The organism is Pyramidobacter porci (assembly GCF_009695745.1).
In the GTDB taxonomy this organism is placed as follows: domain Bacteria; phylum Synergistota; class Synergistia; order Synergistales; family Dethiosulfovibrionaceae; genus Pyramidobacter; species Pyramidobacter porci.
On the sequence record NZ_VUNH01000008.1, the window covers coordinates 71207 to 94720 of the forward strand.

Here is a 23514-nt window from a genome sequence, read left to right on the forward strand (position 1 = left end):
ATAAAACGACTTTTCTCAGGGGGAAAACAAAAAATGGCGGACAATCAGAATCTCGTTTCTCAGCTCAGTTCCGAAAAGACGGAGTTCAAGCGCGAGATCACGCTGTTCGGCGGCGTCAGCATCCTCGGCGGCATCATGATCGGCGGCGGTATCTTCTATCTCGGCTCCTACGTTCTGCAGCGGGCCGGCTTCAGCCTCGGGCTGGCGCTGCTGTGCTGGTTCGCGGGCGGCGTCATTTCGCTGCTGGGCGGCCTGTGCTTCGCCGAACTGGGGGCGATGATCCCCAAGGCCGGCGGCGTCACGGTGTACCTGAACACAGCCTATCACCCGCTGGTCGGCTTTATCAGCGGTTTCAACAGCTGGCTTTTGACCGGTCCCGCTTCGCTGGCTGCGGGCGCGGTGGCGCTGACGGCCATGTTCGGCCTCGGCGGCGTGGCAGCGCAGATCGCCGCTTCCGCCATCCTGATCGCTTTTACGGCTTACAACTGCTTCGGCATCAAGCGCGGCTCCGTGCTGCAGAACGTCACGATGGTCGCCAAGCTGATCCCCATCTTCATCATCATGGGTTCGGCGTTTTTCATGGGCGACGTCTCGCCCGACCTTTCCTTCACGCCCATGGACGGACCGGTGCCCTTCTCCAAGGTGCTGAACATGATCGGCTTCGCCACGCTGGCGACGCTGTGGGCCTACGAGGGCTGGACGAACCTCAACGCCGTCACCGAGGAGATCAAGGACCCGAAGCGCAATCTGCCGCTGTCGCTGATTATCTCCATCTGCGGCATCGCCGTGCTTTACATGCTGTTCAACTACGCGATCTATCGCGTGCTGCCCTTGGCCGAGATGCGCGCCATGATCGAGGCGAAAAAGCTCTATCTGGGCACGGAGGTCGCCCTGCGCCTGCTGGGCGGCGCCGGCGGCATTCTCGTCACCGTGGGCATGATGATCTCCATGCTCGGCTCCATCAACGGCATGGTCATCGCCTTCCCGCGCAACTACTACGCCATGGCCAAGGAAGGGCACTTCTTCCGCTCGTTCGCCAGGCTGCACCCCACCTACAAGGTTCCCACCGCGCCGATCCTCTGCCAGTGCGTCATCTCGATCGCCTACATCTGGGTGCGCAGCCTCGATCAGCTCACCAACCTGGTGGTCTTCGGCTCGATGCTCATCAACGTGCTGATCATCGCCGCCGTGCTGGTGCTGCGCAAAAAGCTGCCCGACCTCGAGCGCCCCTACAAGGTGTGGGGCGGCGCGTTCACCGTCTGTCTGACGCTGCTGATCAACTTCGGCATGATGGTCAACACGCTGGTCAACGATCCCGTCACCTGCGTCACCGGGCTCTCTATCCCCTGCATCGCGGCCTGCGTCTATTTTTACTTCGGCTTCAGGAACAAAAAGGAAGAACAGCGGTAGCCGAAAATGCGTCACGCTGCGGGACAGAATGTTCCGCGGCGTTTTTTCATGACGGGGCGCGGCGCCCCATTCGGAGGAACGAGAAAAATGAAAAGATTCGCTCTTGTCAACGGAAAAATCTACGTAGAGCGCGGCCGCTTCGCGCAGGCTCTCTACGCCGAAGACGGCGTGATCCGTCTCGTCGGACACGACGACGAGATCAGATCGGCCGCCGGGCGCGGCGCCGAAATCTTCGACTGTGAAGGCCGCACGGTGATCCCCGGCCTCAACGACAGCCACATGCACCTGCTCGGCGTCGGCATGGAGATGTCGCAGCTGCGGCTGAACGGCGCACGCTCCGTCGGCGAGATCGTCGCGCGCGGCCGGCGCTTCCTCGCCGAGCATCCCGAGCTGTGCCGCCACGGCGTCGCCGGCATCGGCTGGAATCAGGATCTCTTCGACGAAGGAGAACAGCGCCTGCCCGACCGCCACGACCTCGACCAAATCTCCACCGACGTCCCCGTGATCGTCGAGCGCGTCTGCCGCCACATCGCCGCCGTCAACACTAGGGCCATCGAGATGCTCGGCCTCGGCAAAAATTCGCCCCAGTACGAAAACGGCGAGTTCGAGCTGGAAGCCGACGGATTCCCCAGCGGCGTCTTCAAGGAACAGGCCGTCGCCCGCGCCAGCCGGCTGATCCCGCCCAAGTCGGCGGCCGAATACGAAGACATGTTCGTCAAAGCCGCCGCTTACGCCGTCGCCCACGGGCTGACCAGCGTGCAGTCGAACGACGCCGGCTTCGTCCCCGTCCCCGTCGATGCGCTGATGGAGATCGTCGCTCGTGCCCACGCCGGCGGCCGCACGGCGCTGCGTTACCGCCACCAAACGACCTTCCGCAGCGTCGGCGATTTCGAAGACTTTCTGCGCGGCGGCGCGCGCGAAAAATATCACGACCCCGCCGCCCACGTGGAGATCGGTCCGCTCAAGCTCTTCAAGGACGGATCGCTGGGCGGCCGCAGCGCCCAAATGTGCCGCGATTACCGCGACGATCCCGGTAACCGCGGCGTGGAAACGCTCTCCAACGAGGAGATGGACCGTTTCTGCCGGGCTGCCCGCGACGCCGGCGTGCAGGTCATCACCCACGCCATCGGCGACCGGGCCGTCGCCGACACGGTCGCCTGCTACGAGCGCGTCATGGACGGCGGGAAAAATCCGCTGCGCCACATCGTCAACCACTGCCAGATCACCGACCGTCCCCTGCTCGAACGCATCGCCGCGGACGGACTCTGCGTCGCCTATCAGCCGATCTTCCTCGATTACGACATGCACATCGTCGAGTCCCGCTGCGGCGCGGAACTGGCAGGCACGTCCTACGCCTTCGGCACGGCCGCCGCGCTCGGCATACCCGTCGGCTACGGCACCGACGCGCCGGTCGAAGACTGCAGCCCGTTTCCCTGCATCGGCGCCGCCGTCACCCGCATGGACCACCTCGGCCAACCCGAGGGCGGCTGGTTTCCGCAGGAGAAAGTCGACGTCGAGACGGCGATCGACGCCTACACGGCCGGCAGCGCCTTCCTGGAATTCCACGAGCGCGACAAGGGGCGCCTCAAGCCCGGCTTCGTCGCCGATCTGGCCGTGCTCGACCGCGACATCTTCACCTGCCCGCCCGCGCGGATCCGCGAGATCCTGCCCGTGGCGACCGTGATCGGCGGCGAGATCGTCTACCGCCGCTAGAGCCACGTTTTTTCGGAACGGGACGCCGAAAGCGCAGCGCCTCCTTTTCCGCCGTGATAGTCGATGAAGAGCCGCAGGACGCGCAGAAGCCCTCGCCGTCCGCATGGCGCCGTCGGCCGAAATCGGGCGGCGGCCGAGCGATGTTTCGCGCGAAAATCCTTGAACAAAACGCTTTTCAGGAGTAGAGTAAGCGGGAGATCACCTAGAAACGGAGACCTGCCATGAATGTCCTCACCCTCACGCTCCTGATGAGCTCCGCGGCCGCCGGCGGGATCATCAACACCGTCTGCGGCTTCGGGCTCGGCGCCGTGGCCATGTCGGTCTGGCCTTACCTGATGCCCTACATGCAGTCCGTATCGGTGGTCACTCTCTGCGGGCTGACGATCGATCTGCTGCTGCTGTGCAACACGTACCGCTTCATCAGCTGGAAAAAGCTGACGCCGTGCCTGATCTGCGGGATGCTCTTTTCCAGCCTGTCGGTTTATCTTTCCGTCGGAGCCGCCGAAAAGGCGCTCGTGCGCTCGTTGGGAGTCATACTCATCGCTCTGGGGATCTATTCGGTGTTCTTCAGCGGACGGATCCGCATCAAGGCGTCGCCGTTCAACGGCTGTATCGCCGGCACGCTGGCCGGCGCTTTTTCGGGGCTCTTCTCCGTCGGCGGACCGCCGGTGGCCATATACCTCCTCGCGGGGACCGATTCCAACAGCGAATACCGCGCCACGCTGAACGCTTACTTCTGTTTCATCAACGTCAGCACCACCTGGGCGCGCTGGCGCAACGGCATCATCACGGCGCAGGTGCTGCAGGTCTGGCTGCTGCTGGCCGGCGCCGTCGGCCTGAGCATTTTCGTCGGCAACAAAGTCTTCTATAAACTCAACGGGGCGAAGCTGCGCAAAATAGTTTACGCTTACCTGATTTTCTCCGGCACGCTGCTGCTCTTCCGCTGAACTTCGATCGCTGACAAGGATTGCTCTGCGGAAAGCGGCCTTCGTTTTTTCGCGCTTGAAAAGGCGCGCCGAAAAGCGTAAAGTGGATACATTCCCCTTAAAAAGGAGTTTTCTTCATGCCGCCTCTTACTTTCACTGCAGCCTTCTCGGTCAGCCTGGTCGGCGCGGTCATTCAGGCTGTCTGCGGTTTCGGTTATGGCCCGGTGAACATGTCGCTGCTGCCCTATCTTTTTCCCTATGCGCAGGCGGTCGCCCTCTCCGGCCTGTGCGGGTCGACGACCTCCGTTCTCGTGCTCGCTTCCAGTTTCAGACACATCCGCTGGAAGACTCTGCTGCCCTGCGTCGTCACGGCGATGATTTTCGCGCCGCTGTCGGTGCGGCTGTCCGTCGGCGCCGCCGACAAAATCATGGTCCACAGTCTTGGCGCGATGCTGATCGCGCTGGGGATCTATTCGATTTTTTTCAGCGACCGCATCCGCATCAAGCCGACATTGTTCAACGGCGCCGCCGTCGGCACGCTGGCCGGCGTCCTCTCCGGGCTTTTCGCCGTCGGCGGGCCGCCCATCGCCCTCTACATGCTGGCCGCCACCGACACCAACGATGCCTACCGCGCCACGCTGAGCGCCCAGTTCTGCATCACCGCCTGCGTCACCACGTTCGCGCGCTGGCGCAGCGGCGCCTTTACCGCCGCGACGATCCACGTCTACGTCCTCATGCTCGCCTCGCTGCTGATCGGCGCCTGGATCGGCGGCAAAATTTTCCATCGTCTCGATCCCAAGCGTCTGCGCCTGCTCGTCTACGGCTATCTGGTCCTCTCCGGGCTCCTGATGCTCTTCAAATAAATAGGTTCATCAAATATTTATCAAATCCGCTTCGTCGCTGCGTTGGCGACGGGGCGTTCCACGTGGAACATTTTTTTCGATACAAAAAGGTCCGCCGGCCGTCATACGACCGGCGGACCTTTTTCATAGCGGCTCTTCGGAAGGCTCCTTCGGCGTTTTGTCCGAAAGTCAGCGGCCGTGGCGCGCCAGCCACGTCATCGCGCTGCCGGCAGCCATGGCCGCGCCGCGCCAGAGGATGCCGTCGTCGATCTCGAAGCGCGGGCTGTGCTGCGGCGTGGGGCCGTGGGGCGAGGGCGTGTACATGAGCAGGAAGGTGCCGGGACCTTTGAGCAGATAACCGGCGAAATCCTCGCCGCCCGTGGTGGGCAGCGGCACGCGCAGGAAGGCTTCGTCGCCGAAGAGTTCGCGCCCGATGGCGACGACTTCTTCGGTCGCCGCCGGATCGTTGACGAGGTTGGCGGCGCCGCGCGTCCACACCAGCTCGGCCGCGGCGCCCGACGCTTCGGCGATCAGCTCCGCCATTTTCCTCATGCGTGCCTCGATGCGGCAGCGTTCCTCCTCGGAGAGGGCGCGGGCCGTGCCGTTCATCACGCAGGTCTCGGGGATGATGTTGAAAGCCGCGCCCGGCGTGCGCACCTTGCAGACCGACAGGACCATCGGCTTCGTGGCGCTCTGCTCGCGGCTGACGAGGCTCTGCCAGGCGTCGATGACGCGCGCAGCGATCAGCACGGGATCGACGGCCAGCGACGGGAACGCGCCGTGCCCTCCCTTGCCGGTGATGGTGCACTGCCAGCTGTCGAGGAAGGACATGAACGCGCCGGGATAATAGCCGAACGTGCCCGCCGGCCAGTCGTGCGGCGCGATCGAACCGGCATGAAGGCCGACGATGAAATCGGTGTGGGGATTCTCGAGGCAGCCGTCGGCGATCATGGCGTTGGCGCCGTTGCCGGTCTCCTCGCCGGGCTGGAAGAGGATCTTCACCGTGCCGGCCAGCTCATCTTTGCGTTTCATCAGCAGGGACGCCGCGCCCAGCGCCATGGCGGTGTGCGCGTCGTGGCCGCAGGCGTGCATGCAGCCGTTCTTCGAGGCGTAGTCCACCGGCGTCTGCTCCACGATGGGCAGGCCGTCGCAGTCGGCGCGCCAGGTGAAGCACTTGCCGGGACGTCCTTCGATCAGGGCGACCACGCCGTGGCCGCCCACGCCCTTGCGGTAGGGCACGCCGAGCGAGTCGAGGGTTTTGCAGATGTAGGCTTCGGTCTTGGGAGTTTCCAGCCCCAGCTCGGGAATTTGGTGCAGCTCGCGCCGCCAGGCCACGATCTGGGAACCGAGCTCTTTCGCTTCGTCGAGGATCGTTTTCATGTTATTCGCCCTCCTTCGCGAGCCAGTCGAACGCCAGCGCCGCGAACAGCGCCGCGCCGCGCCACAGCCAGCGGTCGTCGATGCGGAAATGGCAGTTGTGCATGTTGTACGCGGGCCCGTCGGGCGGCGGCGCGACAAGGAACGCCATGGCGCCGGGAACATGCTCCGTGTAAAAGGCGAAGTCGTCGCCGGCCAGCATCGGCTCGCTCACGAACAGCGCCTCTCCGTCGCCGAACAGTTCCGCGGCCGTCTTCTGCGCCGCGCCAAGCACCTTTTCGTCGTTCAGCAGCGGCGGCGCGCCGCGCGTGTATTTCACGTCGGCTCTCACGCCCACGCTTTCCGCCGTCAGGCGGGCGATCTCGCCCAGGCGCCGCTCGATCAGGTCGCGCGTCTGCGGCCACAGCGTGCGCGCCGTGCCCACCAGACGGGCCGTCTCGGGAATGACGTTGGCGGTCTCGCCGGCCTCGAACTGGCACACGGACACGACCGAGGGGCACATCGGGCAGACGTTGCGGCTGACGATGGTCTGCAGTCCGGTGACGATCCGTCCCGCCGCCACGACGGGATCGCACGACAGTTCCGGGATCGCGCCGTGGCTGCCCTTGCCCGTCAGATCGATCTCGAACTTGTCCATGCAGGCCAGCGCCGCGCCCTTGATGAAGTGGAAAGAACCGGCTTTTCTGTTTTCGCCCGATCCCATCGACACGTGGAGCGCAAACGCCGCGTCGGGCGTCGGATCTTCGAGGCAGCCGTCGGCCATCATCGCCCGCGCGCCCGCGCCGATCTCCTCGGCGGGCTGGAACAGCACCTTGACCGCGCCTTTCAGTTCGCGCCGGCGCGCCAGCAGCAGCTTGACGGCTCCCAGCCCCATGGCGCTGTGGGCGTCGTGCCCGCAGGCGTGCATGTTCTCGTTCTGCGACGAGAACGATTCGCCCGATTCCTCGCGGATCGGCAGACCGTCGCAGTCGCAGCGGAACATCAGGCAGCGGCCCGGCAGTTCTCCTCTGACGACGGCGGCGACGCCGTGCCCGCCCACGCCGCGGCGGTATTCGGCTCCCATGGCGTCGAGCTGGCGGCACAGATACTCCTCGGTCCGCGGCGTCTCCAGCCCGACCTCGGGAAAGGCGTGAAGCTCGCGCCGCCAGCCGCGGATCCGTTCCTGGAGCGCCTGAGCTTCGTTCAAAACAGTGTCCATTGCGTACTCTCCTTTGTTTTCATGAAATTCCGCCTGCCCGGAACGGACAGGCGGAAAGGGCAACGGCTATTTCTTGATGATCCCCGCCTTGTAGAGCACGCGCGCCGTGACGATCGTGCCGAACACCGCGCCGAGGATCAGCGTGGCCGGATGCTGGAGCGCCGGCCTGCCGCTGGCGAAAAGCAGCCCGGGGATGCCGATGCCGGGGACGGCCAGCAGCGGTTCCTTGATGACGCAGGAAACGAACATGGCGCCGAAGACCGCCGGCACGGCACAGCTCTTGAACGCCGAGACGATGCCCGCGGGCAGCACGGAGAGCACCGAAGCGCCCGCCACCGCCGCCAGCGTGACGAAGAACAGGTTGACGACCACCGAGCCCGTCAGCCCCACGGTGGAGACGATCAGCGCCTCGGGCGAACCGCTCTCGGTGCCGACGGCTTCCTGAGCCGCCGCCGAGCAGGGCACGCGCAGATTGCCGATGTTGCCCGTCAGGAAGGCGATGTAGATGCCCACCTCGCCGAGCACGGGGAAATAGGAGATCGGTTCGATGAAGTACACGGCGCCGCAGATCGAGACGATCATCAGCCAGGCCTGGAACGCCGCGCCCCAGCCGGGCCACGCGCCGTGGACGAGATAGAGATACAGGTTCGGGAAGAAGCAGGCCACGATCACGATCCACAGCGTCGTCACGCCGATGCCGCGGGCCGGACGGTTCCACACGCCGCCGAAAGCCGAAAGTTTGTCAGACATGAGTTTTTCCCTCTTTTCCTGCGATCAAAAGAACGCGGCCACGATCATGCCGGCCAGCATGGCCAGGCCCAGATTGTACTCGCGCAGCTTGGGACGTTTTTTCGAGGCGCGGATCAGGACCGCCATGGCGATACCGGCCGCGATCGTGGCGATCATCGGCTGCAGCGGCGTCATGCCCGAGCCGCCCGCGGCGAGCGCCTTGCGGTAATTGCGCAGCGCCTTGCCGATCGTGTCGGCGCTGAGATAGCCGTAGCAGCCCGTCGTCGCCGCCACGGCGATGAGCACCAGCCAGCGGGCGTCGCCGCCGCCGAACTTGGCGCGCACCTTTTCCAGATGGGGCGTCAGCACCGCGGCCACGATCAGCCAGCCGATGCCGTTGACGGACATCGTCCACCACGAGGCGGCCAGCGCGTTCAGATCGTACTGGGGCGAGTTGAGCTCCACGCCGTACGCCTGGGCCCCCAGCATCGCTCCCGTCATCTCGATCGGCGCCGAGCCGATGATCGAGCAGCGCAGCCACGCGATCGGCGCGCCCACCGCGCTGATCAGGCCGACCATGACGAGGAACACCGCGAACGACGGCCCCACCGAAGAGACCGCCCCCGTCCACAAGCCCTTGTACACGTTGCGTCGTTCGAAGCCGATCGCATCCGCGGCCTTCAGCGACAGACGGATGTAGAGCAGCGACTGGATCAGCGCCACCGCCACGACGATAAAGCACAAAAACCATACCACCGCGTTGTTCGCAACTCGAAAAACTTCCTGCGGCATCAGAAAACCTCCCCATACAAGATAAAAAACAAAAACGATCTCCGCGGGCGAGAGTTCGGCCTTTCGCCCGCGGAGATCATTATCGCCTTTCCCGTTTTCCGTTTCATCGTCTTGTCGCGACGAAAAATGGCGACGAAATTTGAATATTTCGTTCTCAAAACAAATATCCAGGCGCGCATGAACCATCAAGACAAAGATTCGCCTTCGAATTCGTCTATTTGTTTCAGTTTGAGCGCCAGTTCCACGCAGAAACGGCTTTCGCTGTCGGAAAAATCGTCGCTCAGCAGCGAACAGATCTTTCCCCAGCGGTACTTGAGCGTGTTGTAATGAAGCCCCAGAGCCGCCGCGCTCTTTTTCACGCTCCAGTTGCAGGCGATCATCGCCTCCAGCGTGCGCAGCAGCGGCTCTTCCCGTTTCGCCGCGTCGAAACGGAGCAGCGCCCCCAGCCGGGCTTCGACGAACTCACGCGCCGCCGGATTCTGAAGCGTCGTACAAAGCACGCGCGGCGCGCCCATGCGGTTCCACCAGGCGATGCGGTTGCCGCCCGCCGTCCGCCGCGTCAGTTCCAGCGCCGTGCGCGCCTGATTGTAGCCCTTCCAGCAGAGAAACACGTCGCCGCAGCGGCCGCTGACGCCTACCGTGACGGAAAAGCCCGTCTGTTCGACGATCTGTTTCATCATCGGCGTAAGCGCGCTCTCGAGCCGGCGCTGCTCCTCCTCGAACAGCCCTTCGGAGGCGAGGATGAACGCCGCCGAATCGCTCATCTCGGCAAACGGGACGCGTTTGCCCATGCGGCCGATGAACTCGCGGCAGACGGCGAAAATACGCGCCTTCGACTCTTCCATGGCCGCGGGGCCCTGCCCGGCGGCCATGGCTCGGGTGAGTCGGTCCTTGTAATCGTCGATGTCGCAGACCACGACCTTCTTGGCGCCGTCCAGATCCCAGCCGAACGAACGGGCGCGGTTCCAGACCTCGTCCTTGAGGCGCAGGTTGTTCATGAGGATGTCCATGACGAATTCGTTGCGGTAACGCCGCTCCACCTGAGCGCCCGAGCTCCAGCGCTGGAAAAACAGCAGCAGCGCGCCCTTGGCCTGGGTGATGGGGATCTCGTTCCACGGCTCGCGCAGCCGCTCGGGAGAGGCGTCGAAAACGAGCCAGGCGGAAACGTTCTCGCCGCAGAGGGAGATTTTCTCCCACGGATAACGCTTCAGTACCTCCGAAAACGGCAGCGACGCCAGTACCTCTTTGAAATCGCCTTCGTCGGCGCAGACGCGGTCGAAGGAACTTTCGGTGCAGCGCAGCGCCAGATTGAGATGGGTGAAGCTGCGCAGCGTTTCCAGCAGATCTTCGAGACTCGCGCACTGCACGTTCAGGTCGAAAAAAGCCTTCTGCACCGTCCCCGAATAGCGGAGCAGATGGGCCTGATCGCTGATCACGCGCGACTGCACGGGATGAAGGATCTCGGCGAACGGCATCTCCGGCGGGATGGAGATCAGCGGGAAGCCGAGCGCGTCCGCCAGATCGAGAGCCCCCCGCGGCAGCTCGCCGACGTAGCGCCCCAGCTTGATTCCCAAAGCGGCGTTTCCCGACTCGCAGCAGCCGCGGATCAGCCGTTCCATGCCTTCCAAGTCGCGGAACGGGTACCCCGAGGTGATCACGAACTCGCCGCCCTGCGACCATTTGTAACAGTCCGGCGCATCGCCCACCGTCGTGCGCAGCACCTCGCGCCCCAGCCCGCCGGATCCGGCCAGCAGACAAAAGCCCTTGAACTCGGGCATGTTGAGAATGTCCCGCACGGTTACAGCCATTTTCCTCTCCCCCTTGACCGCCGCTTCAGCTTGCGGATTTTGCCGCGGCGGAACCGATCCACACTCCGGCGACGATCGCCGTGACGACGTACGAAGCGCTCCGAAAGACGACGGCCGCCATGATCGCAAGACAATGTCTGGCCATGATCGGAACTCCATTCCGAAAATGCGAACATCCATGCGCGAAAGCACGGACAATTTATCATATCACACCGCCGCCGGCCAGCGAGAGCCGCGCCGCTCTTTTCATCCAGATCCCGCGGGATCTTCCGGACAAGGCGCGCCTTTTCATGAACGCTTTTGCGTCTCAAGAAATTGACTTTAACTGATTTTTATCTTTCCGCGGAAAAGAGACCGCCGCACTCCCCTCCGATGCGATTTTATGGAAAGGGGCCGGCGCCTGTGTTACAATGCCTGTGAATTTTCTTTCAACTGAATAGAGAAACTCCCGCGTCGCCCCGCAAAAATTTCTCGCCGCGCGGAGCTTCATTCTCAATAAAGAAAGGACTGCCTGAAAATGCCTTCCGACGTTACGAAACGGCAGGAACCGGAGCTGAGCTGGCGCGTCGGCGTACCGGTCGGTTCCAATCCGCTGATCCTGCTCGACTTCGCTTCGATCCTCGTGGTCGCCTTCCTGCTCGCCTGGCTGGTGCTGCTCGCCGCGCAATTTTACTTTGACGGATTCGTTACCGCCGCCCACGTATGGAGCGGCGCCATCGTCGCCTTCGACTTCTGCGTCCTGCTCGCGATCTTCTACGCGCTCGTTTGTTTCCTGGTCATGCGCAACCGCTACGCCGCGCTCTACCGCTTCGACCGCACGGGAGCGCACTGCGACAACCTGAAATGCTATCCCCAAGCGCTGTCGCGGAAAGCGCTCCACTGCCTCTGCTACCCGATCGAGCCGCCGCCGGTCTCCGCGCGCAGTGTCGAAAAACACGTCGGCTGGGGCGACGTCACCCGCTTCGCCGAGCTGCGTTCCCTGCGCGTTCTCCTGCTCAAGGGAAAGCGCGGCACGCTGATGCGCGTTTACTGTCCCGACCCGGAAAGCTACGCCGCCGCGCTCCGCTTCGTCGAGGCGAAGATCGCCGCCGAACAAACGCCGCCCGGCAGCCAATGAAGCCGGCGGCGGACGCCCGACGCCCGGATATCCGTTGAAAAAGCGCGCTCCGTAAAGAGCCTATGAGCGCCCCTCTGTTCCCAAGACGCGGTGCGCCCCGTCAGCAAAAAAAACGAGCGCGGATGGCTGGATCTTGCTCCAGTCATCCGCACTCTTTGTTCTCATGCTTATTCCGCGGCGAGGACGTGGACGGCGTTGCCGCTGGGGACCAAAACCGACAGACCGCCCGTTTCCGACTGTTCCTGCAGCCATCTCTCGGCCGACTGCATGTCGCGGAAAACCGGCCCGGGGAAAGGCACGTTCTCGCGCGAAGTGACCAGAGCCGCGGGGCGCCCCCGCATTTCCAGCACGGTGCGCAGGGCGATATAGCCGGGGATCGTGAACGCCGTTTCCATGTGGCGCACAAAGGCCGGCGCGTCGCGCAGCGAACTGCGCAGCGACGCCTCGAAATCGCCGGGGCCGAGGCTGTCTTCCAGATCGGCGACCAGCACGATCGGCGCCTTCGGTTCCAGGGCCGACAACGGAGAAAACAGCGCCTTGGTGGCCTGATAGAGATCGAGGTCCAGAGGGAAGCCGCCGCAGGAGGAGACGGCGCGTGCCGCCCGGCGCGGGATCCACAGCGAGGCGAAGGAGCGGCTCGCTTCGCAGCCCGTCTCCCACGCCTGCCAGATGTCGCCCGCCACCCACGCCGCCGGCTCTCCCACGCTGTCGGCGATCGTGTTGAGGATGAAGCACTTTTTGCCGCGCAGCGCCAGATCGGCGTAAGCGCGCTGGTCCTGCGCCATCGGATTGTGCTCCAGCAGGCCGCTGTCGGTGGCGGGATTCAGTCCGCCGTCTTTGAGGCAGTGGTTGTGATTTTTGACGATCGAACGGCGTCCGGAAACGCCGGGCATGATCATCTTGCGCCCGCCCGAAAAGCCGGCCATGTCGTGGAACGTGATGCCGCCCACCAGCACCGCCAGATCGGCGGCGGCGAAGGCCGGATCGAGCGTGACCGGCGTGCCCAGCGGCGTGACCAGACCTGTGTCCACGACTTCTTCGCAGTTGTGGCTGAGCCAGCGGTCGCCGGGCATCATCGCGCCGCCGAAGACCAGATCTTTATCCCGCTCTTCCACGGCGCGGTGCTGCCCCGTGGCAACGATCCACGTCACTGCGGCCGATTTGTTGACGGCAAGGCGCTTTCTGACCGCCGCGCTCATCTCGGGGGCGCGGCACCAGCCGCGCGTGACGTCGGGCACGACGATGGCGATGCGGCGGGCGCCCTTCGCCAGTTCTTCCAGCGCGGGAGAACCGATGGGGCGGTCAAGCGCCTCCTCGACGGAGCACGACGCGCCGCACAGGCCGCGGCCGCGCGGCTGCGGGACGATATAGTCATACGGGCTCTGCCAGCGCTGCACGCCGCGGCCCATCTTCACCTCGTAAGTTTTCATGGCGGACTCCTTGCGACAGAAATTTTGCCTCATTATAGCCTCATTTGAGCTAAAAGATCAATCATCATTTCAAAAATAAATTCTTGTACATAAATTTGCCGCGGGCGGCCGTGTCGATCCAGCGGAGCGTTTTTGATTTCCGCCGGCGCCGTACTATAATGTGCACATCAACGTTTTTCAGGAGGACGCCATGGAATATCGCATCACCCGCACTGTCAGAAACCAGGCCCGCGTCAGCTACGCGCTCGGGGCGGAAACGCCGCCCTGCGAGGTGGACTGCGGCGAAGGCGTTAACGTCGAACTGGCCTCGCCGGCGGCGCGTCGGGCCTTCGCGGCGCTCGATTTCGCCATGTGCGCGCCGTATCCCCACGCCAACGAACTGAAGGAGGCGATCGCCGCTTATTGGAAGGGGTATGCCGCGTTGAAAAACGAAAACATCGTCCTCACCGAAGGCTCCGTCAGCGGCCTGTATCTCGTCAACCGGCTGTTTCTGGAACCGGGCGAGCGCGTGCTGGGCGGCGCTTCGCTGTTTTTCGAGTACGGCGCCGATGTGCGTCTGCACGACGCCTTTTTCGAAACGGTGCCGCTGAAAACGGAAGAGAATTACCGTTTCAGCGCCGCGCGTTTTGCGGCAGCGCTGTCGCCGCGCTTCAAGCTGGCGGCGTTCGACAATCCCAACAATCCGACGGGGCAGGCGATCCCGCCCGCCGCGCTCGAAGAGATCCTCGCCGCGGCGCGGGAGGCGAACGTCTGCGTGCTCGTCGACGAAGCCTACGGCGATTACGTGCCGCGCGGGCGTTCGGCCGTGAGCCTGTTCGACGCGTACGACAACCTGATCATCGCCCGTTCCTTCTCCAAGGGATTCGGGCTGGCGGGACTGCGCGCCGGCTATCTGCTCCTGCCTCCCGAGCTGGCCGCGGCGGCGAACAATCTTTCCAATCCCTATGCCGTGTCGTCGCTCTCGCGCCGCGTGGCCGCCGCCGCGTTGAGCGAACCGAAGTTTCTGGACGAACTGCGCGCCCGCACCGCCGCTGCGAAAAAAAGCCTGATGCGGCCGTGGCGGCATCTTTCTTTCGCGCATACGACCGACAGCGTGGCGATCTGCATGATCGTTCACGACGATGCCGGCGTCGACCTGGCGCGCGAGTTCGCCCGCCGCGGCGTGCGTGTCGTCTCCTGCGAAGGCTTTGCGGGGCGCAACGCGGCGCGCCTGCGCGTGCCCATCGGGCTTCGCCTCGAAAAAGTTCTGACAGCCATGGAACGGATCGACGCGGAGCAATAGAGCGAGAGGACGCCCCGCCGGGCGTCTTTTTTGCGCGACAAACGGCGGCAATCTTGTCAGCGAGGAATAAAACTGTTATGCTTTTTCGTAATCGAAAGGCCGGACGGCGCTTTGCCGTTGGAGGGAAGCGTCGGCCTTCATGAAAGGGAAAAGGGGAAAAATGGAAAACAACGAACTGAACGTGACGAACGCGCCCGAAGCTGCGGCGAAACGGAACGCCTTCGAGATGACGCTGGCCGACTGGGAGCGTTTCGCGCAGGAAGAGCTGAACATGCCGCGCTACACGGCCGATCAGCTGTGTCAGTGGATCTACAAGAAAAAAGTCTTCAGCTTCGGCGCCATGACCAACCTGTCCAAAGCGCTGCGCGAGCGTCTGCCCGAGCTGCTGGAGATCCGGCTGCCGAAACTGGCCAAGCGACAGGTGGCCGCCGACGGCACGCGCAAGTATCTGTGGCGGCTCGACGACGGCGAGTACGTCGAGTCGGTGCTGATGGACCACGGCAACCATTACACGGCCTGCCTCTCCTCGCAGGTCGGCTGTCCGCTGCGCTGCGAGTTCTGCGCCACGGGGCAGCAGGGATTCAAGCGCAACCTCAGCGCCGGCGAGATCGTCTCGCATTTCGCGGCCATGGAATCCGACGTCGGGCACGACATCAACAACGTCGTCTTCATGGGCATGGGCGAGCCGCTGCTCAATTACGAGAACGTCGTCAAAGCCGTGCGCATCTTCCTCGAGCCGAAGATGCGGGGCTTGAGCGTGCGGCACGTCACCATCTCCACGTCGGGCATCCCCGAGGGCATCCGCCGCCTCGCCGACGAAGGGCTGGACATCTACCTGTGCCTGTCGCTGCACGCGCCCAACAACGAACTGAGGTCGCGCATCATGCCCGTGAACGAGCGCTTCCCGCTCGGCGCCGTGTTCAGCGCGCTCGAATACTGGCAGAAGAAGACCGACGTGCGCCTCACCATCGAGTACGTCATGCTCAAGAACGTCAACGACACGCCGGACTGCGCCTACGAGCTGGCGACGCTGTTCTCGAACCTGCAAGTCTACGTGAACCTGATCCCCTACAATCCCGTGGCCGGCACGCAATTCGCCCGCCCTTCGGCCAGCCGCATCGCGCCGTTCATGAAGATCCTCAGGGAGCTGAACGTGGAGTGCGAGGTGCGCAAGGAACACGGGGCCGACATCGACGCCGCCTGCGGACAGCTGCGCGGCAAGACGGTCAGTTAAATGAAGCCCAATCCTCTCGGCCCGTCGGCGAAAGTCATGGCGCTCACGGCCGCGCTGGCGCTCGTCGTCTGCACCGTCGTGCTCTGGGGCGTCGTCGCCCGCAGCGGCAAAGTGACGCGGGACGCCGCCGAGCTGGCAGCGCGGATGCGCCTGATGGCTCCCGAACCGCAATGGAATGACCGCCTGAACCGCGCGGCGCTGGAGAAGTCTCTGCGCGCGGCCCGTCCCAATCTGCCCGAAAACGCCCAGCTCTGTTTCGTCGCGCCGTGCTGGGCCGTCGTGCACCTTGCCGACTCCTCGCTGCTGCTGCGCTGGCAGTCCGAAGCCAAGGATTTTGGCTGGACCGAACTGGACCGGGCAACGCGCTGAGCGCTCCGGGGGAGAACCGCAAGGCAAGTTACGCAGGCCGCGCAGCTCGCTTTGCGAATCTTTCTCGCAGAGCCCTTGAGTTCAGCCTTGCAACCTTATTAATAAAGAAATCGTATGACGTTATCACTGAACAGCGACGCATCAGGTGAGCCCCTTGACTTATTATTTCAAAAATCGATAATTATAGGGAAAGCGATCGCATACTTCTATTGGAGACAATGAGATGACTATACCCCTTTATTATCAAATTTATCGCGATTTACAGTACAAAATCTGCGAAGGGCTCTATAAGCCGGGGGCAATGCTGCCGACGGAGGCCGATCTCGAGAAAATTTACGGTACCAGCCGCGCCCCGGTACGACAGGCGCTGGGAGCGCTTGAAAATGAAGGGCTCGTTCTCCGCCTCCAAGGGAAGGGAACGTTTGTCACCAAACAGGTGCGCACGCGCCCTTGGTTTACCGCCACAGGCTTCGTGAACGTGTATGAGCAACATTGGGACCGGCTTTCAACCCAAACGCTGGAGATTTCCCTGAAGATCCCGCACGATCAGGACATTCAGACCTTCCTGAATTTGGGCAAAAAGGAACAAACGACCTATTTGGTCCGCAGCCAATGTATCGAAGAAACCCCCGTCTTCGTCTTTGAACATTATCTTCCGCGACGTTTTGACCTCTCCATTTTCAAAGCGGCGGGAGACTTTATCTCCATGAAGGAGATGCTGACCTCTAAATTCAACATCGTGATCTGCCGCGTTCACGAGAAACTTGCCGTTCGTATCCCGCCTAAAAAGATCACGGATTATTTGCAGGTCGCTGAACACACCCCGGTTCTCAGAGTTCGTCGTTTTTTCTCCGACAATCAGGGAAAAGCCGTGTGGGTAAGCAATCAATATGTTTTTACTGAAAAATGGGAATACGAGATGGATTCCACGCTTAACTATTGACGCTCGTAATCCGGACATTCTATCGCCACGCATAAAGCACGCTTTTAAAGTTGTTGGGATGGCGGAAACGTAACCCTTTCCGCCATCCCAACAGTTTTTTTACAAGGTTTTACGAAAAGTTCAGCCTTTCCAATCTAAGCTCCAAACGCTTGTCCAAACTCAACCGATTGATTTCCCGCGCCCGGTGGCAGGCGACAAAGTGATGGGGGCGGAGCTCGTCGAGCCTGGGCGTTTCCCGAAAGCACTGATCCCCGGCATAAGGACAGCGTTTCGCGAAACGACATCCGTCGCCGAGTCCGACAGGCGAGGTGATCTCACCTTTCAGCAGCGAACGCTCCTTCTTCGCTCCGATCACCGGTATGGGGACGGCGGCCAACAAGGCCTGCGTGTAAGGATGCAAACGAATGTTGAACATTTCTTCCGAATCGGCAAACTCCACCATGCTGCCCAGATACATGACCATGATGTCGTCAGAAACATGGCGGACAACCGACATGTCGTGGGTGATAAACATATAGGTGAGGTTCATGGCTTCCTGAAGATCCTGCATCAGATTGATGATCTGCGCCTGAATGGACACGTCCAGCGCCGACACGGGTTCGTCGCAGACGATGAACTTCGGCTCCAGCGCCAGGGCGCGGGCCACTCCGATGCGCTGCCGGCGGCCGCCGTCGAGCTCGTGAGGATACGAGTTTGCCAGACGGCGCGCCAGGCCGACGGTATCCATCAGTTGAGCGACGTGACGAGCCAGCTCGCGCTCAGTTCTGTGCTTCCTATAGATCAACAGAGGCTCGGCGATCAACTGACCGACGGACATGCGCGGATTCAACGACGAAAAGGGATCCTGAAAAATCATCTGCATGTCTTCGCGCAGGTCTTTGAGCTGATGTTCGTCAACGCGGCTGATATCCCGTCCTTCAAAGACGATCGTGCCGGACGTCGGTTCCTGCAAGTGGATCACGGTACGCCCCAGCGTGGATTTGCCGCAGCCCGACTCGCCCACGACGCCGAGAGTCTTGCCCCGTTCGATGGCAAAGGACACGTCGTCCACGGCGTGCAGCAAGCCGCGAGGCGTCTCGAAATACTTTCTCAGATTGACGACTTCAAGAATCGCAGACATGGCTACTCCCCTCTGCACGCAAAGTTCAGGCAGCGCACAAAATGACCGGGCGCAATCTCCACGTTGGGAATAGCACCGCGACGGCAAGCTTCCTTCGCCTCCGGACAACGGGCGGCGAATACGCATCCGTCGGGCAAGTTGGCCGGATCGGGCATCAGACCGGCGATCGGTTTGAGGCGGTGAACTTTTTTGTCGAAGTTGGGAATCGAGCCGAACAGTCCCTGCGTATAGGGATGGGATGTGTGGTTGTAAATGTGCTCCAGCGTGCCGTACTCCACGATGTTTCCGGCGTAGACGATGCCCACGCGATCGCAGACTTCGGCCACAACGCCGAGATCATGGGTGATCAGCAGCAACGACGTGCCGAAACGCTTCTTGAGCGTTTCGATGAGGTGCAGCACCTGTTCCTGAATGGTCACATCCAGCGCCGTCGTCGGCTCGTCGGCCAGCAGCAGCGAAGGATTGCAGGCCAGCGCAATGGCGATGACAATGCGCTGCTGCATGCCGCCGGAAAACTGGTGCGGGTATTCGTGGCAGCGTTCGCCCTCAATGCCGACCATTTCCATCATTTCCATGGCTTTGCGCAGCGCTTCCTTCCTGGTGATCTTCCGGTGCAGGCCGATGACCTCGGCGATCTGGTCGCCGACGGTCAGTACGGGGTTCAGCGCCGTCATCGGATCCTGAAAGATCATGGAGATCTCGTGACCGCGGATTTTGCGCATCTCTTCTTCGGACTTTTTGCAGAGATCCTCTCCTTTGTAGAGGAGAGAGCCGCCGACGATACGCCCGGGAGGATTGGGGACCAAACGCATAATGCCAAGAGCCGTCGTGGTTTTTCCGGCGCCGGTTTCGCCGACCAGGCCGAGAGATTCTCCCTGCGCCAGGGCGAAACTGATGCCGTTGACCGCTTTGACCACCGTCTTATCAACAAAATAATGAATCGTCAGATCTCTGACTTCGAGGATGTTCTTGTCGTTTCCACTCATGGCGTCGGCCTCCGCTCATCAGGATTTCAAACGGGGATCCAGCGCGTCGCGCAGACCGTCGCCGAACAGGTTGAATGCGAACACCGTGATCATGATGGCCACTCCGGGAAACGTGATCAGGTTCCAGTGGTCACGGATGAACTGACGGCCGCTGGAAAGCATGCCGCCCCACTCGGGTGTCGGCGCCGGCACTCCCAAACCGATGAAGCTCAGACCGGAAATGGTCAGAATCGCCGTCGCGATGCCCATGGACACCTGGACGATGATCGGCGCCATGGCGTTCGGCAGCACATATTTCCAGATGATGCGCAGATTTGAGGCCCCCGTGGAACGGGCCGCTTCGATATACTGCTCGCCGCGCACCGTGATCACGGCCGAGCGGGTGACGCGCGCAAAACTCGACATCAGCCCCAGGCCGATCGCCAAGATCAGGTTGGGAATGCTGTTCCCCAACGCGGCCACGATGGAGATGCCCAGCAGCAAGTTGGGAACCGCCAGCAGCACGTCGATGCAGCGCATCAGCACGTTGTCAAGCCAACCGCCGTAAAATCCGGCCACGCAGCCCACTGCCGTGCCAATGACGCAGGCGATCACGACCGAGCTCAGTCCGATCGTCAGAGACGTGCGGCAGCCCCAGATCACGCGGGTAAAGATATCGCGCCCCAGCTCGTCGGTCCCCATCCAGTGCTCCGCCGACAGCGGCAGATAACGCATGCGAAGGTTGGGGCGGGCATAATCGAATCCGCTGATCTGGCCGGGAAACAGCGCACAGACGACGAGGACGACGATGATCGCCAGTCCGAGCACAGCGGCTCGATTCTTCAGGAAGCGTTTGCAAACGTCTTTCAGCTGTCCGCGGCTGCTGATGGAAATTTCTTCGCATTCAGCTGCGTTTTCAGACGCCGCTGTTTTGTTCTCGAAATCAGACACCTACGCCGCCTCCTTCGCCGTTTTCTTTTCGGGCCGCGACCGCCGCGGCTTCAGATACTGCGAACGGATGCGCGGATCCACGTAAGCGTAAAGCACGTCGACGATCAGATTGACGATCGACATGGCCAGAGCGATGAACATGATGCCTCCCTGGACCAGCGGCGCGTTCTTCACCTTAATGGCGCCGATGATCAGGTTCCCCAGGCCGGGAATGGCGAAAACGACCTCGCTGATCGCCGCGCCGCCCAACATCTTGCCGAAGTTGACCCCCACCACCGTCATGACGGGAATGATCGCGTTGCGGAAGGCGTGATGCCAGACGACTTTTATTTCAGACTGTCCCTTGGAACGAGCCGTGCGCACATAATCCTGACGGATGGCCTCCAGCATGCTGGAACGGGTCATGCGCATCACGGCAGCCGCCGAAGAAGTGCCGATAGTCAGCGCCGGGAGCACCACATGTTTCCAGCTGCTGAATCCCGACGACGGAAACCACTTCAGAACAACCGAAAAGAGAATGATCAGCAGCAGTCCCTGCCAGAAATTCGGCATGGACACGCCGATCATGGCCAGCACGCGGCAGATATTGTCCCACACAGTATACTGTTTGACCGCCGAAACGATGCCGGTGACGATTCCCAGAGCCACCGCGATCAACGTGCTGAAAAAAGCCAGCTGAAACGTGGTCGGGAAGCGGCTCATGATCTCGGTGACCACAGGCTGCTTCGTCGTGTAGGAAATGCCCAGATCCCCCGTCAGGGCTTTCCTGATGTAGTTGAAATACTGGATGATGAATGGATCGTTCAAGCCGTTTTCAGCCCGGAATTTTGCCTTGTCCTCTGCGGTTGCCATGTCGCCGAGGATGTAATCCTCGGGCTTTCCGGGAGAAAAGTACATCATGCTGAAAACCAGCAGCACAACGCCCAGCATGACCGGAACCATCATCAGGATGCGTTTGCCGATGAATTTAAGCATACGCCGGATTTCCCCTTCCTCGTGAAACGCTCATTCTAAAAAGCAGCCGGATCCTTCGAAAGAGTCCGGCTGCTCACTTATGGCGCGTAAAGACAAGATGCGAATACTACTCTTCGACTTCCCAGTCCTTGACGTTGACGCGGAAAATCGTCGTAGGCATGACGAAATTTTTGATCTTGTCGCTGACGCCAAAGATCGTGTCGGCTTCGGCAAAGGGAATGGAATAGCGCTTCTCATAGAGATAATCCTGAATCTCGTCGAGCAGGACCTTCCGTTCCTCCCGATCGTACAACGTCTTCAACTTCTTAAGCATGCCGTCGAGTTTCACGTCGTTGGGAGCCAAGCGTGAACCGAATTCTTTCTCGTAAATGATGAGAATATTGGAGATCTCGTTGGCCGTCGCCGTGCGGATCGAGGCCTCCCAGGGCCCCTGCGCCTCGCGGGTCGCCAGGGCGCTCTGTTCGATGCGAGCGTTCACGCCCACGGCTGCCCAGTACGCCTGAACGATCTCGCCCATCTGCTGGTAAAGCGCCTCGGGCAGAAGGTGCAGCTCGATGTCGAAGCCGTTGGGATAGCCGGCCTCGACCAGAAGCTGCTTAGCTTTCTCCGGGTTGTATTCCCAGCCGCCCATATCCTTCCAGCCCTCGACGATGGAGGGATATACGCCCGTCATGGCGTGAGCGTGACCGTCGAAGGCCGCGTCGGCCAAAGCGGGAATGTCAACGGCGTAGGACAGGGCGTGACGGACTTTCTGATTCGACAGAATCGGGTGGTTCATGGCCATCGTGATCAGATAATACTTTTCAGAACGCCCCGATTCGACGTGACAGCCGTCAATCGCGTTGACGCGGTCGATGTCGGATCCGTTGATGTAGAACGCGAAGTCGGCGGCGCCGGTTTCAAGTTCGATGACGCGGGAAGCCGGTTCGGGAACGAACTTGAGCAGGACGTTTTTCGTCTTGGCAGGCGTTCCCCAATATTTTTCGTTGCGCTCAAACAGCATGCTGGCGCCGTTGGTCCACTTGACCAGCTTGTAAGCGCCGGAACCGACGGGCGCTCGGGCATAATCCTTTTCGCCCATCTCCTCCACGGCTTTCTTGCAGCCGATCCAGCAGCGTCCGCTGGCCAGCACGTTGAACACGGGAGCGTAAGGCTGATGCATGGCCAGGACCACCGTGTAGGGATCTTCGGCTTTGGAGTTTTTCTCGTCGTACCAGATCATCGTCGAATAGGAGGTGGAATCGTCCTTGGTGCGCCCCAGGCTGAAGAGGACATCCTCGGCAGTCAGAGGATAACCGTTGGAAAACACCACGTCGCGGCGCAGATGCATTCTCAGGTGCGTGCTGTCGATGAACTCCCAGCTCGTCGCCAGACGGGGAATCTCTTTGCCCTCGCGGTCAAGATCCACCAGCGAGTCGTAGATCAGCGTCATGACGATGTTGTTGGAAATGCCGTTGCCGCGCCGCGGGTCCAACGTGTCCGGCTCCAGCTCGTTCACCATCGTGATCGTGTCCTTGAAAGCCGCCGGGGCAGACGCAGCGCACAGTCCCATCAGGGACACGACGCACAGGACCATTGCAAAAAATTTCTTCATATTTCTCCCTCCTGCTGAACAAATATAACAAGATTCAACCCGCGGCCGCAGAGCCGCAAAGGTTACAGTTTCTTCGCGCCGGAACGAATATCGGCGACAACTTGTTCCATGTTCGCCTCGATAAGAGGATCGACGCTGCGCAGCGAAAATTTTCCCTCGGCAAAGTCCTCGCGCATCTTCGCTTCTCGTATCGCCGCCGCTTCGGCTTTGGCCAAGTACGCTTCGCAGTTATCGGGCGGCATCACGATCACGCCGTCGGCGTCGCCAAAAACGATATCGCCGGGATGCACGACGGCGCCGCCGCAGTTGACGGGAATGTCGTACTGCCCCGAGAGCCCCCAGACGTTGGTCGTCGCTGCCGAGATGCCGGCGCAGAACACGGGGAACCCCATACGGTCGAGCCAGACCGAATCGGTCGCCGGACCGTCGATGACGATCCCTGCCAGACCGAGAGCCTGGGCGTTGCGCGCCACCATTTCCCCGACACAGGCAAAGACCTCGTCGCCAGCGCGATCGACCACCAGCACAGAACCTCCGGGAGCTTCCTGAATAGCCTTATACATGGCGCAGGAATCCTTACCGAGGATGCGCGCCGTGTAAGCGGGGCCGACCATTTTCATCGAACGGCTGATCGGTTTGATGCGCGGCATCATGAAGCTGACGCCGGGAAAATGTCCATAAGTCGCCGGATCGGTGCTCATAAACCGCTTTGTCAGTTCAGGCGTCCATTCCATGACAG

Annotated in this window: 21 protein-coding genes; 9 read left to right on the forward strand and 12 right to left on the reverse strand. The window is 61.7% G+C overall.

Annotated features, from left to right (window positions below; genetic code table 11):
* The first annotated feature begins 33 nt into the window (after nucleotides 1-33).
* The 4 genes from FYJ74_RS08090 to FYJ74_RS08105 all read left to right on the forward strand — a co-directional run bounded on the left by FYJ74_RS08090 (nucleotide 34) and on the right by FYJ74_RS08105 (nucleotide 4912).
* Nucleotides 34-1410: an APC family permease gene (locus FYJ74_RS08090; RefSeq protein WP_154529073.1), complete on the forward strand. Its 1377-nt coding sequence runs from the start codon at nucleotides 34-36 to the stop codon at nucleotides 1408-1410.
* Nucleotides 1411-1497: 87 nt separating this feature from the next.
* The gene (locus tag FYJ74_RS08095; protein ID WP_154529074.1) at nucleotides 1498-3123 is read left to right on the forward strand and encodes an amidohydrolase; all 1626 of its coding nucleotides are present in this window, start codon (nucleotides 1498-1500) and stop codon (nucleotides 3121-3123) included.
* 221 nt (nucleotides 3124-3344) lie between these two features.
* Nucleotides 3345-4070, forward strand: a complete 726-nt coding sequence (locus FYJ74_RS08100) for a sulfite exporter TauE/SafE family protein (protein ID WP_154529075.1) — start codon at nucleotides 3345-3347, stop codon at nucleotides 4068-4070.
* Nucleotides 4071-4186: 116 nt separating this feature from the next.
* Nucleotides 4187-4912 carry a sulfite exporter TauE/SafE family protein gene (locus tag FYJ74_RS08105; protein ID WP_154529076.1) on the forward strand — a complete coding sequence of 242 codons (726 nt, stop codon included), beginning with the start codon at nucleotides 4187-4189 and terminating at the stop codon, nucleotides 4910-4912.
* A 168-nt stretch (nucleotides 4913-5080) separates the two neighbouring features.
* On the opposite strand, the gene FYJ74_RS08110 is transcribed toward FYJ74_RS08105, so the two are convergent.
* The 5 genes from FYJ74_RS08110 to FYJ74_RS08130 form a co-directional block, all read right to left on the reverse strand.
* Nucleotides 5081-6271, reverse strand: coding sequence for a M20 metallopeptidase family protein (locus FYJ74_RS08110; protein ID WP_154529077.1), 1191 nt, complete (start codon nucleotides 6269-6271; stop codon nucleotides 5081-5083).
* A gap of 1 nt (nucleotide 6272) precedes the next feature.
* Entirely contained in the window at nucleotides 6273-7466 is a 1194-nt protein-coding gene (locus tag FYJ74_RS08115) for a M20 metallopeptidase family protein (RefSeq protein ID WP_154529078.1), read from the reverse strand.
* Between the two features lie 66 nt (nucleotides 7467-7532).
* Entirely contained in the window at nucleotides 7533-8216 is a 684-nt protein-coding gene (locus FYJ74_RS08120; protein ID WP_154529079.1) for a hypothetical protein, read from the reverse strand.
* A 24-nt stretch (nucleotides 8217-8240) separates the two neighbouring features.
* Nucleotides 8241-8987 carry a DUF5058 family protein gene (locus FYJ74_RS08125; protein ID WP_154529080.1) on the reverse strand — a complete coding sequence of 249 codons (747 nt, stop codon included), beginning with the start codon at nucleotides 8985-8987 and terminating at the stop codon, nucleotides 8241-8243.
* 185 nt (nucleotides 8988-9172) lie between these two features.
* A complete protein-coding gene (locus FYJ74_RS08130; RefSeq protein ID WP_195838860.1) occupies nucleotides 9173-10795 on the reverse strand; it encodes a PucR family transcriptional regulator in 1623 nt (540 codons plus the stop codon).
* Between the two features lie 517 nt (nucleotides 10796-11312).
* Between FYJ74_RS08130 and FYJ74_RS08135 the strand changes: the two genes are divergently transcribed.
* Nucleotides 11313-11912 (forward strand): hypothetical protein, encoded by a 600-nt coding sequence (locus FYJ74_RS08135; RefSeq protein WP_154529082.1) that lies wholly within the window; start codon nucleotides 11313-11315, stop codon nucleotides 11910-11912.
* A 167-nt stretch (nucleotides 11913-12079) separates the two neighbouring features.
* Here FYJ74_RS08135 and FYJ74_RS08140 read toward each other — a convergent pair whose 3' ends face one another.
* On the reverse strand, nucleotides 12080-13342 hold the full coding sequence (locus FYJ74_RS08140) for a lactate racemase domain-containing protein (protein WP_195838861.1): 1263 nt from the start codon (nucleotides 13340-13342) through the stop codon (nucleotides 12080-12082).
* Between the two features lie 190 nt (nucleotides 13343-13532).
* Between FYJ74_RS08140 and FYJ74_RS08145 the strand changes: the two genes are divergently transcribed.
* The 4 genes from FYJ74_RS08145 (at nucleotide 13533) to FYJ74_RS08160 (ending at nucleotide 17170) form a co-directional block, all read left to right on the forward strand.
* Nucleotides 13533-14624, forward strand: a complete 1092-nt coding sequence (locus tag FYJ74_RS08145) for an aminotransferase class I/II-fold pyridoxal phosphate-dependent enzyme (protein ID WP_154529084.1) — start codon at nucleotides 13533-13535, stop codon at nucleotides 14622-14624.
* A gap of 160 nt (nucleotides 14625-14784) precedes the next feature.
* Complete coding sequence (gene rlmN / locus FYJ74_RS08150; RefSeq protein ID WP_229769423.1) at nucleotides 14785-15858, forward strand: 23S rRNA (adenine(2503)-C(2))-methyltransferase RlmN; 1074 nt, start codon at nucleotides 14785-14787, stop codon at nucleotides 15856-15858.
* Nucleotides 15859-16227: a hypothetical protein gene (locus tag FYJ74_RS08155; protein ID WP_154529086.1), complete on the forward strand. Its 369-nt coding sequence runs from the start codon at nucleotides 15859-15861 to the stop codon at nucleotides 16225-16227.
* Between the two features lie 223 nt (nucleotides 16228-16450).
* Complete coding sequence (locus FYJ74_RS08160; protein WP_154529087.1) at nucleotides 16451-17170, forward strand: GntR family transcriptional regulator; 720 nt, start codon at nucleotides 16451-16453, stop codon at nucleotides 17168-17170.
* A gap of 109 nt (nucleotides 17171-17279) precedes the next feature.
* Here the strand turns inward: FYJ74_RS08160 and FYJ74_RS08165 are convergent, their stop codons facing one another.
* The 6 genes from FYJ74_RS08165 to FYJ74_RS08190 form a co-directional block, all read right to left on the reverse strand.
* The gene (locus FYJ74_RS08165) at nucleotides 17280-18290 is read right to left on the reverse strand and encodes an ABC transporter ATP-binding protein (RefSeq protein WP_154529088.1); all 1011 of its coding nucleotides are present in this window, start codon (nucleotides 18288-18290) and stop codon (nucleotides 17280-17282) included.
* A gap of 2 nt (nucleotides 18291-18292) precedes the next feature.
* Nucleotides 18293-19276 (reverse strand): ABC transporter ATP-binding protein, encoded by a 984-nt coding sequence (locus FYJ74_RS08170; protein ID WP_154529089.1) that lies wholly within the window; start codon nucleotides 19274-19276, stop codon nucleotides 18293-18295.
* An 18-nt stretch (nucleotides 19277-19294) separates the two neighbouring features.
* On the reverse strand, nucleotides 19295-20206 hold the full coding sequence (locus FYJ74_RS08175) for an ABC transporter permease (RefSeq protein WP_320634703.1): 912 nt from the start codon (nucleotides 20204-20206) through the stop codon (nucleotides 19295-19297).
* Nucleotides 20207-21181 (reverse strand): ABC transporter permease, encoded by a 975-nt coding sequence (locus FYJ74_RS08180; protein WP_154529090.1) that lies wholly within the window; start codon nucleotides 21179-21181, stop codon nucleotides 20207-20209. It abuts the gene before it with no gap.
* Between the two features lie 106 nt (nucleotides 21182-21287).
* On the reverse strand, nucleotides 21288-22775 hold the full coding sequence (locus FYJ74_RS08185) for an ABC transporter substrate-binding protein (RefSeq protein WP_154529091.1): 1488 nt from the start codon (nucleotides 22773-22775) through the stop codon (nucleotides 21288-21290).
* Nucleotides 22776-22837: 62 nt separating this feature from the next.
* Nucleotides 22838-23509 (reverse strand): RraA family protein, encoded by a 672-nt coding sequence (locus FYJ74_RS08190; protein WP_154529092.1) that lies wholly within the window; start codon nucleotides 23507-23509, stop codon nucleotides 22838-22840.
* Nucleotides 23510-23514 lie beyond the last annotated feature (5 nt).

What these genes read in the sequence shown, in the direction of transcription:
- FYJ74_RS08165 (WP_154529088.1), bottom strand. Translation starts at nt 18,290, where the DNA reads ATGTCTGCGATTCTTGAAGTCGTCAATCTGAGAAAGTATTTCGAGACG.
- FYJ74_RS08100 (WP_154529075.1), top strand. Translation starts at nt 3,345, where the DNA reads ATGAATGTCCTCACCCTCACGCTCCTGATGAGCTCCGCGGCCGCCGGC.
- FYJ74_RS08190 (WP_154529092.1), bottom strand. Translation starts at nt 23,509, where the DNA reads ATGGAATGGACGCCTGAACTGACAAAGCGGTTTATGAGCACCGATCCG.
- FYJ74_RS08130 (WP_195838860.1), bottom strand. Translation starts at nt 10,795, where the DNA reads ATGGCTGTAACCGTGCGGGACATTCTCAACATGCCCGAGTTCAAGGGC.
- FYJ74_RS08155 (WP_154529086.1), top strand. Translation starts at nt 15,859, where the DNA reads ATGAAGCCCAATCCTCTCGGCCCGTCGGCGAAAGTCATGGCGCTCACG.
- FYJ74_RS08135 (WP_154529082.1), top strand. Translation starts at nt 11,313, where the DNA reads ATGCCTTCCGACGTTACGAAACGGCAGGAACCGGAGCTGAGCTGGCGC.
- FYJ74_RS08110 (WP_154529077.1), bottom strand. Translation starts at nt 6,271, where the DNA reads ATGAAAACGATCCTCGACGAAGCGAAAGAGCTCGGTTCCCAGATCGTG.
- FYJ74_RS08125 (WP_154529080.1), bottom strand. Translation starts at nt 8,987, where the DNA reads ATGCCGCAGGAAGTTTTTCGAGTTGCGAACAACGCGGTGGTATGGTTT.
- FYJ74_RS08180 (WP_154529090.1), bottom strand. Translation starts at nt 21,181, where the DNA reads ATGCTTAAATTCATCGGCAAACGCATCCTGATGATGGTTCCGGTCATG.
- FYJ74_RS08160 (WP_154529087.1), top strand. Translation starts at nt 16,451, where the DNA reads ATGACTATACCCCTTTATTATCAAATTTATCGCGATTTACAGTACAAA.
- FYJ74_RS08145 (WP_154529084.1), top strand. Translation starts at nt 13,533, where the DNA reads ATGGAATATCGCATCACCCGCACTGTCAGAAACCAGGCCCGCGTCAGC.
- FYJ74_RS08095 (WP_154529074.1), top strand. Translation starts at nt 1,498, where the DNA reads ATGAAAAGATTCGCTCTTGTCAACGGAAAAATCTACGTAGAGCGCGGC.
- FYJ74_RS08120 (WP_154529079.1), bottom strand. Translation starts at nt 8,216, where the DNA reads ATGTCTGACAAACTTTCGGCTTTCGGCGGCGTGTGGAACCGTCCGGCC.
- FYJ74_RS08105 (WP_154529076.1), top strand. Translation starts at nt 4,187, where the DNA reads ATGCCGCCTCTTACTTTCACTGCAGCCTTCTCGGTCAGCCTGGTCGGC.
- rlmN (WP_229769423.1), top strand. Translation starts at nt 14,785, where the DNA reads ATGGAAAACAACGAACTGAACGTGACGAACGCGCCCGAAGCTGCGGCG.
- FYJ74_RS08170 (WP_154529089.1), bottom strand. Translation starts at nt 19,276, where the DNA reads ATGAGTGGAAACGACAAGAACATCCTCGAAGTCAGAGATCTGACGATT.
- FYJ74_RS08185 (WP_154529091.1), bottom strand. Translation starts at nt 22,775, where the DNA reads ATGAAGAAATTTTTTGCAATGGTCCTGTGCGTCGTGTCCCTGATGGGA.
- FYJ74_RS08115 (WP_154529078.1), bottom strand. Translation starts at nt 7,466, where the DNA reads ATGGACACTGTTTTGAACGAAGCTCAGGCGCTCCAGGAACGGATCCGC.
- FYJ74_RS08090 (WP_154529073.1), top strand. Translation starts at nt 34, where the DNA reads ATGGCGGACAATCAGAATCTCGTTTCTCAGCTCAGTTCCGAAAAGACG.
- FYJ74_RS08140 (WP_195838861.1), bottom strand. Translation starts at nt 13,342, where the DNA reads ATGAAAACTTACGAGGTGAAGATGGGCCGCGGCGTGCAGCGCTGGCAG.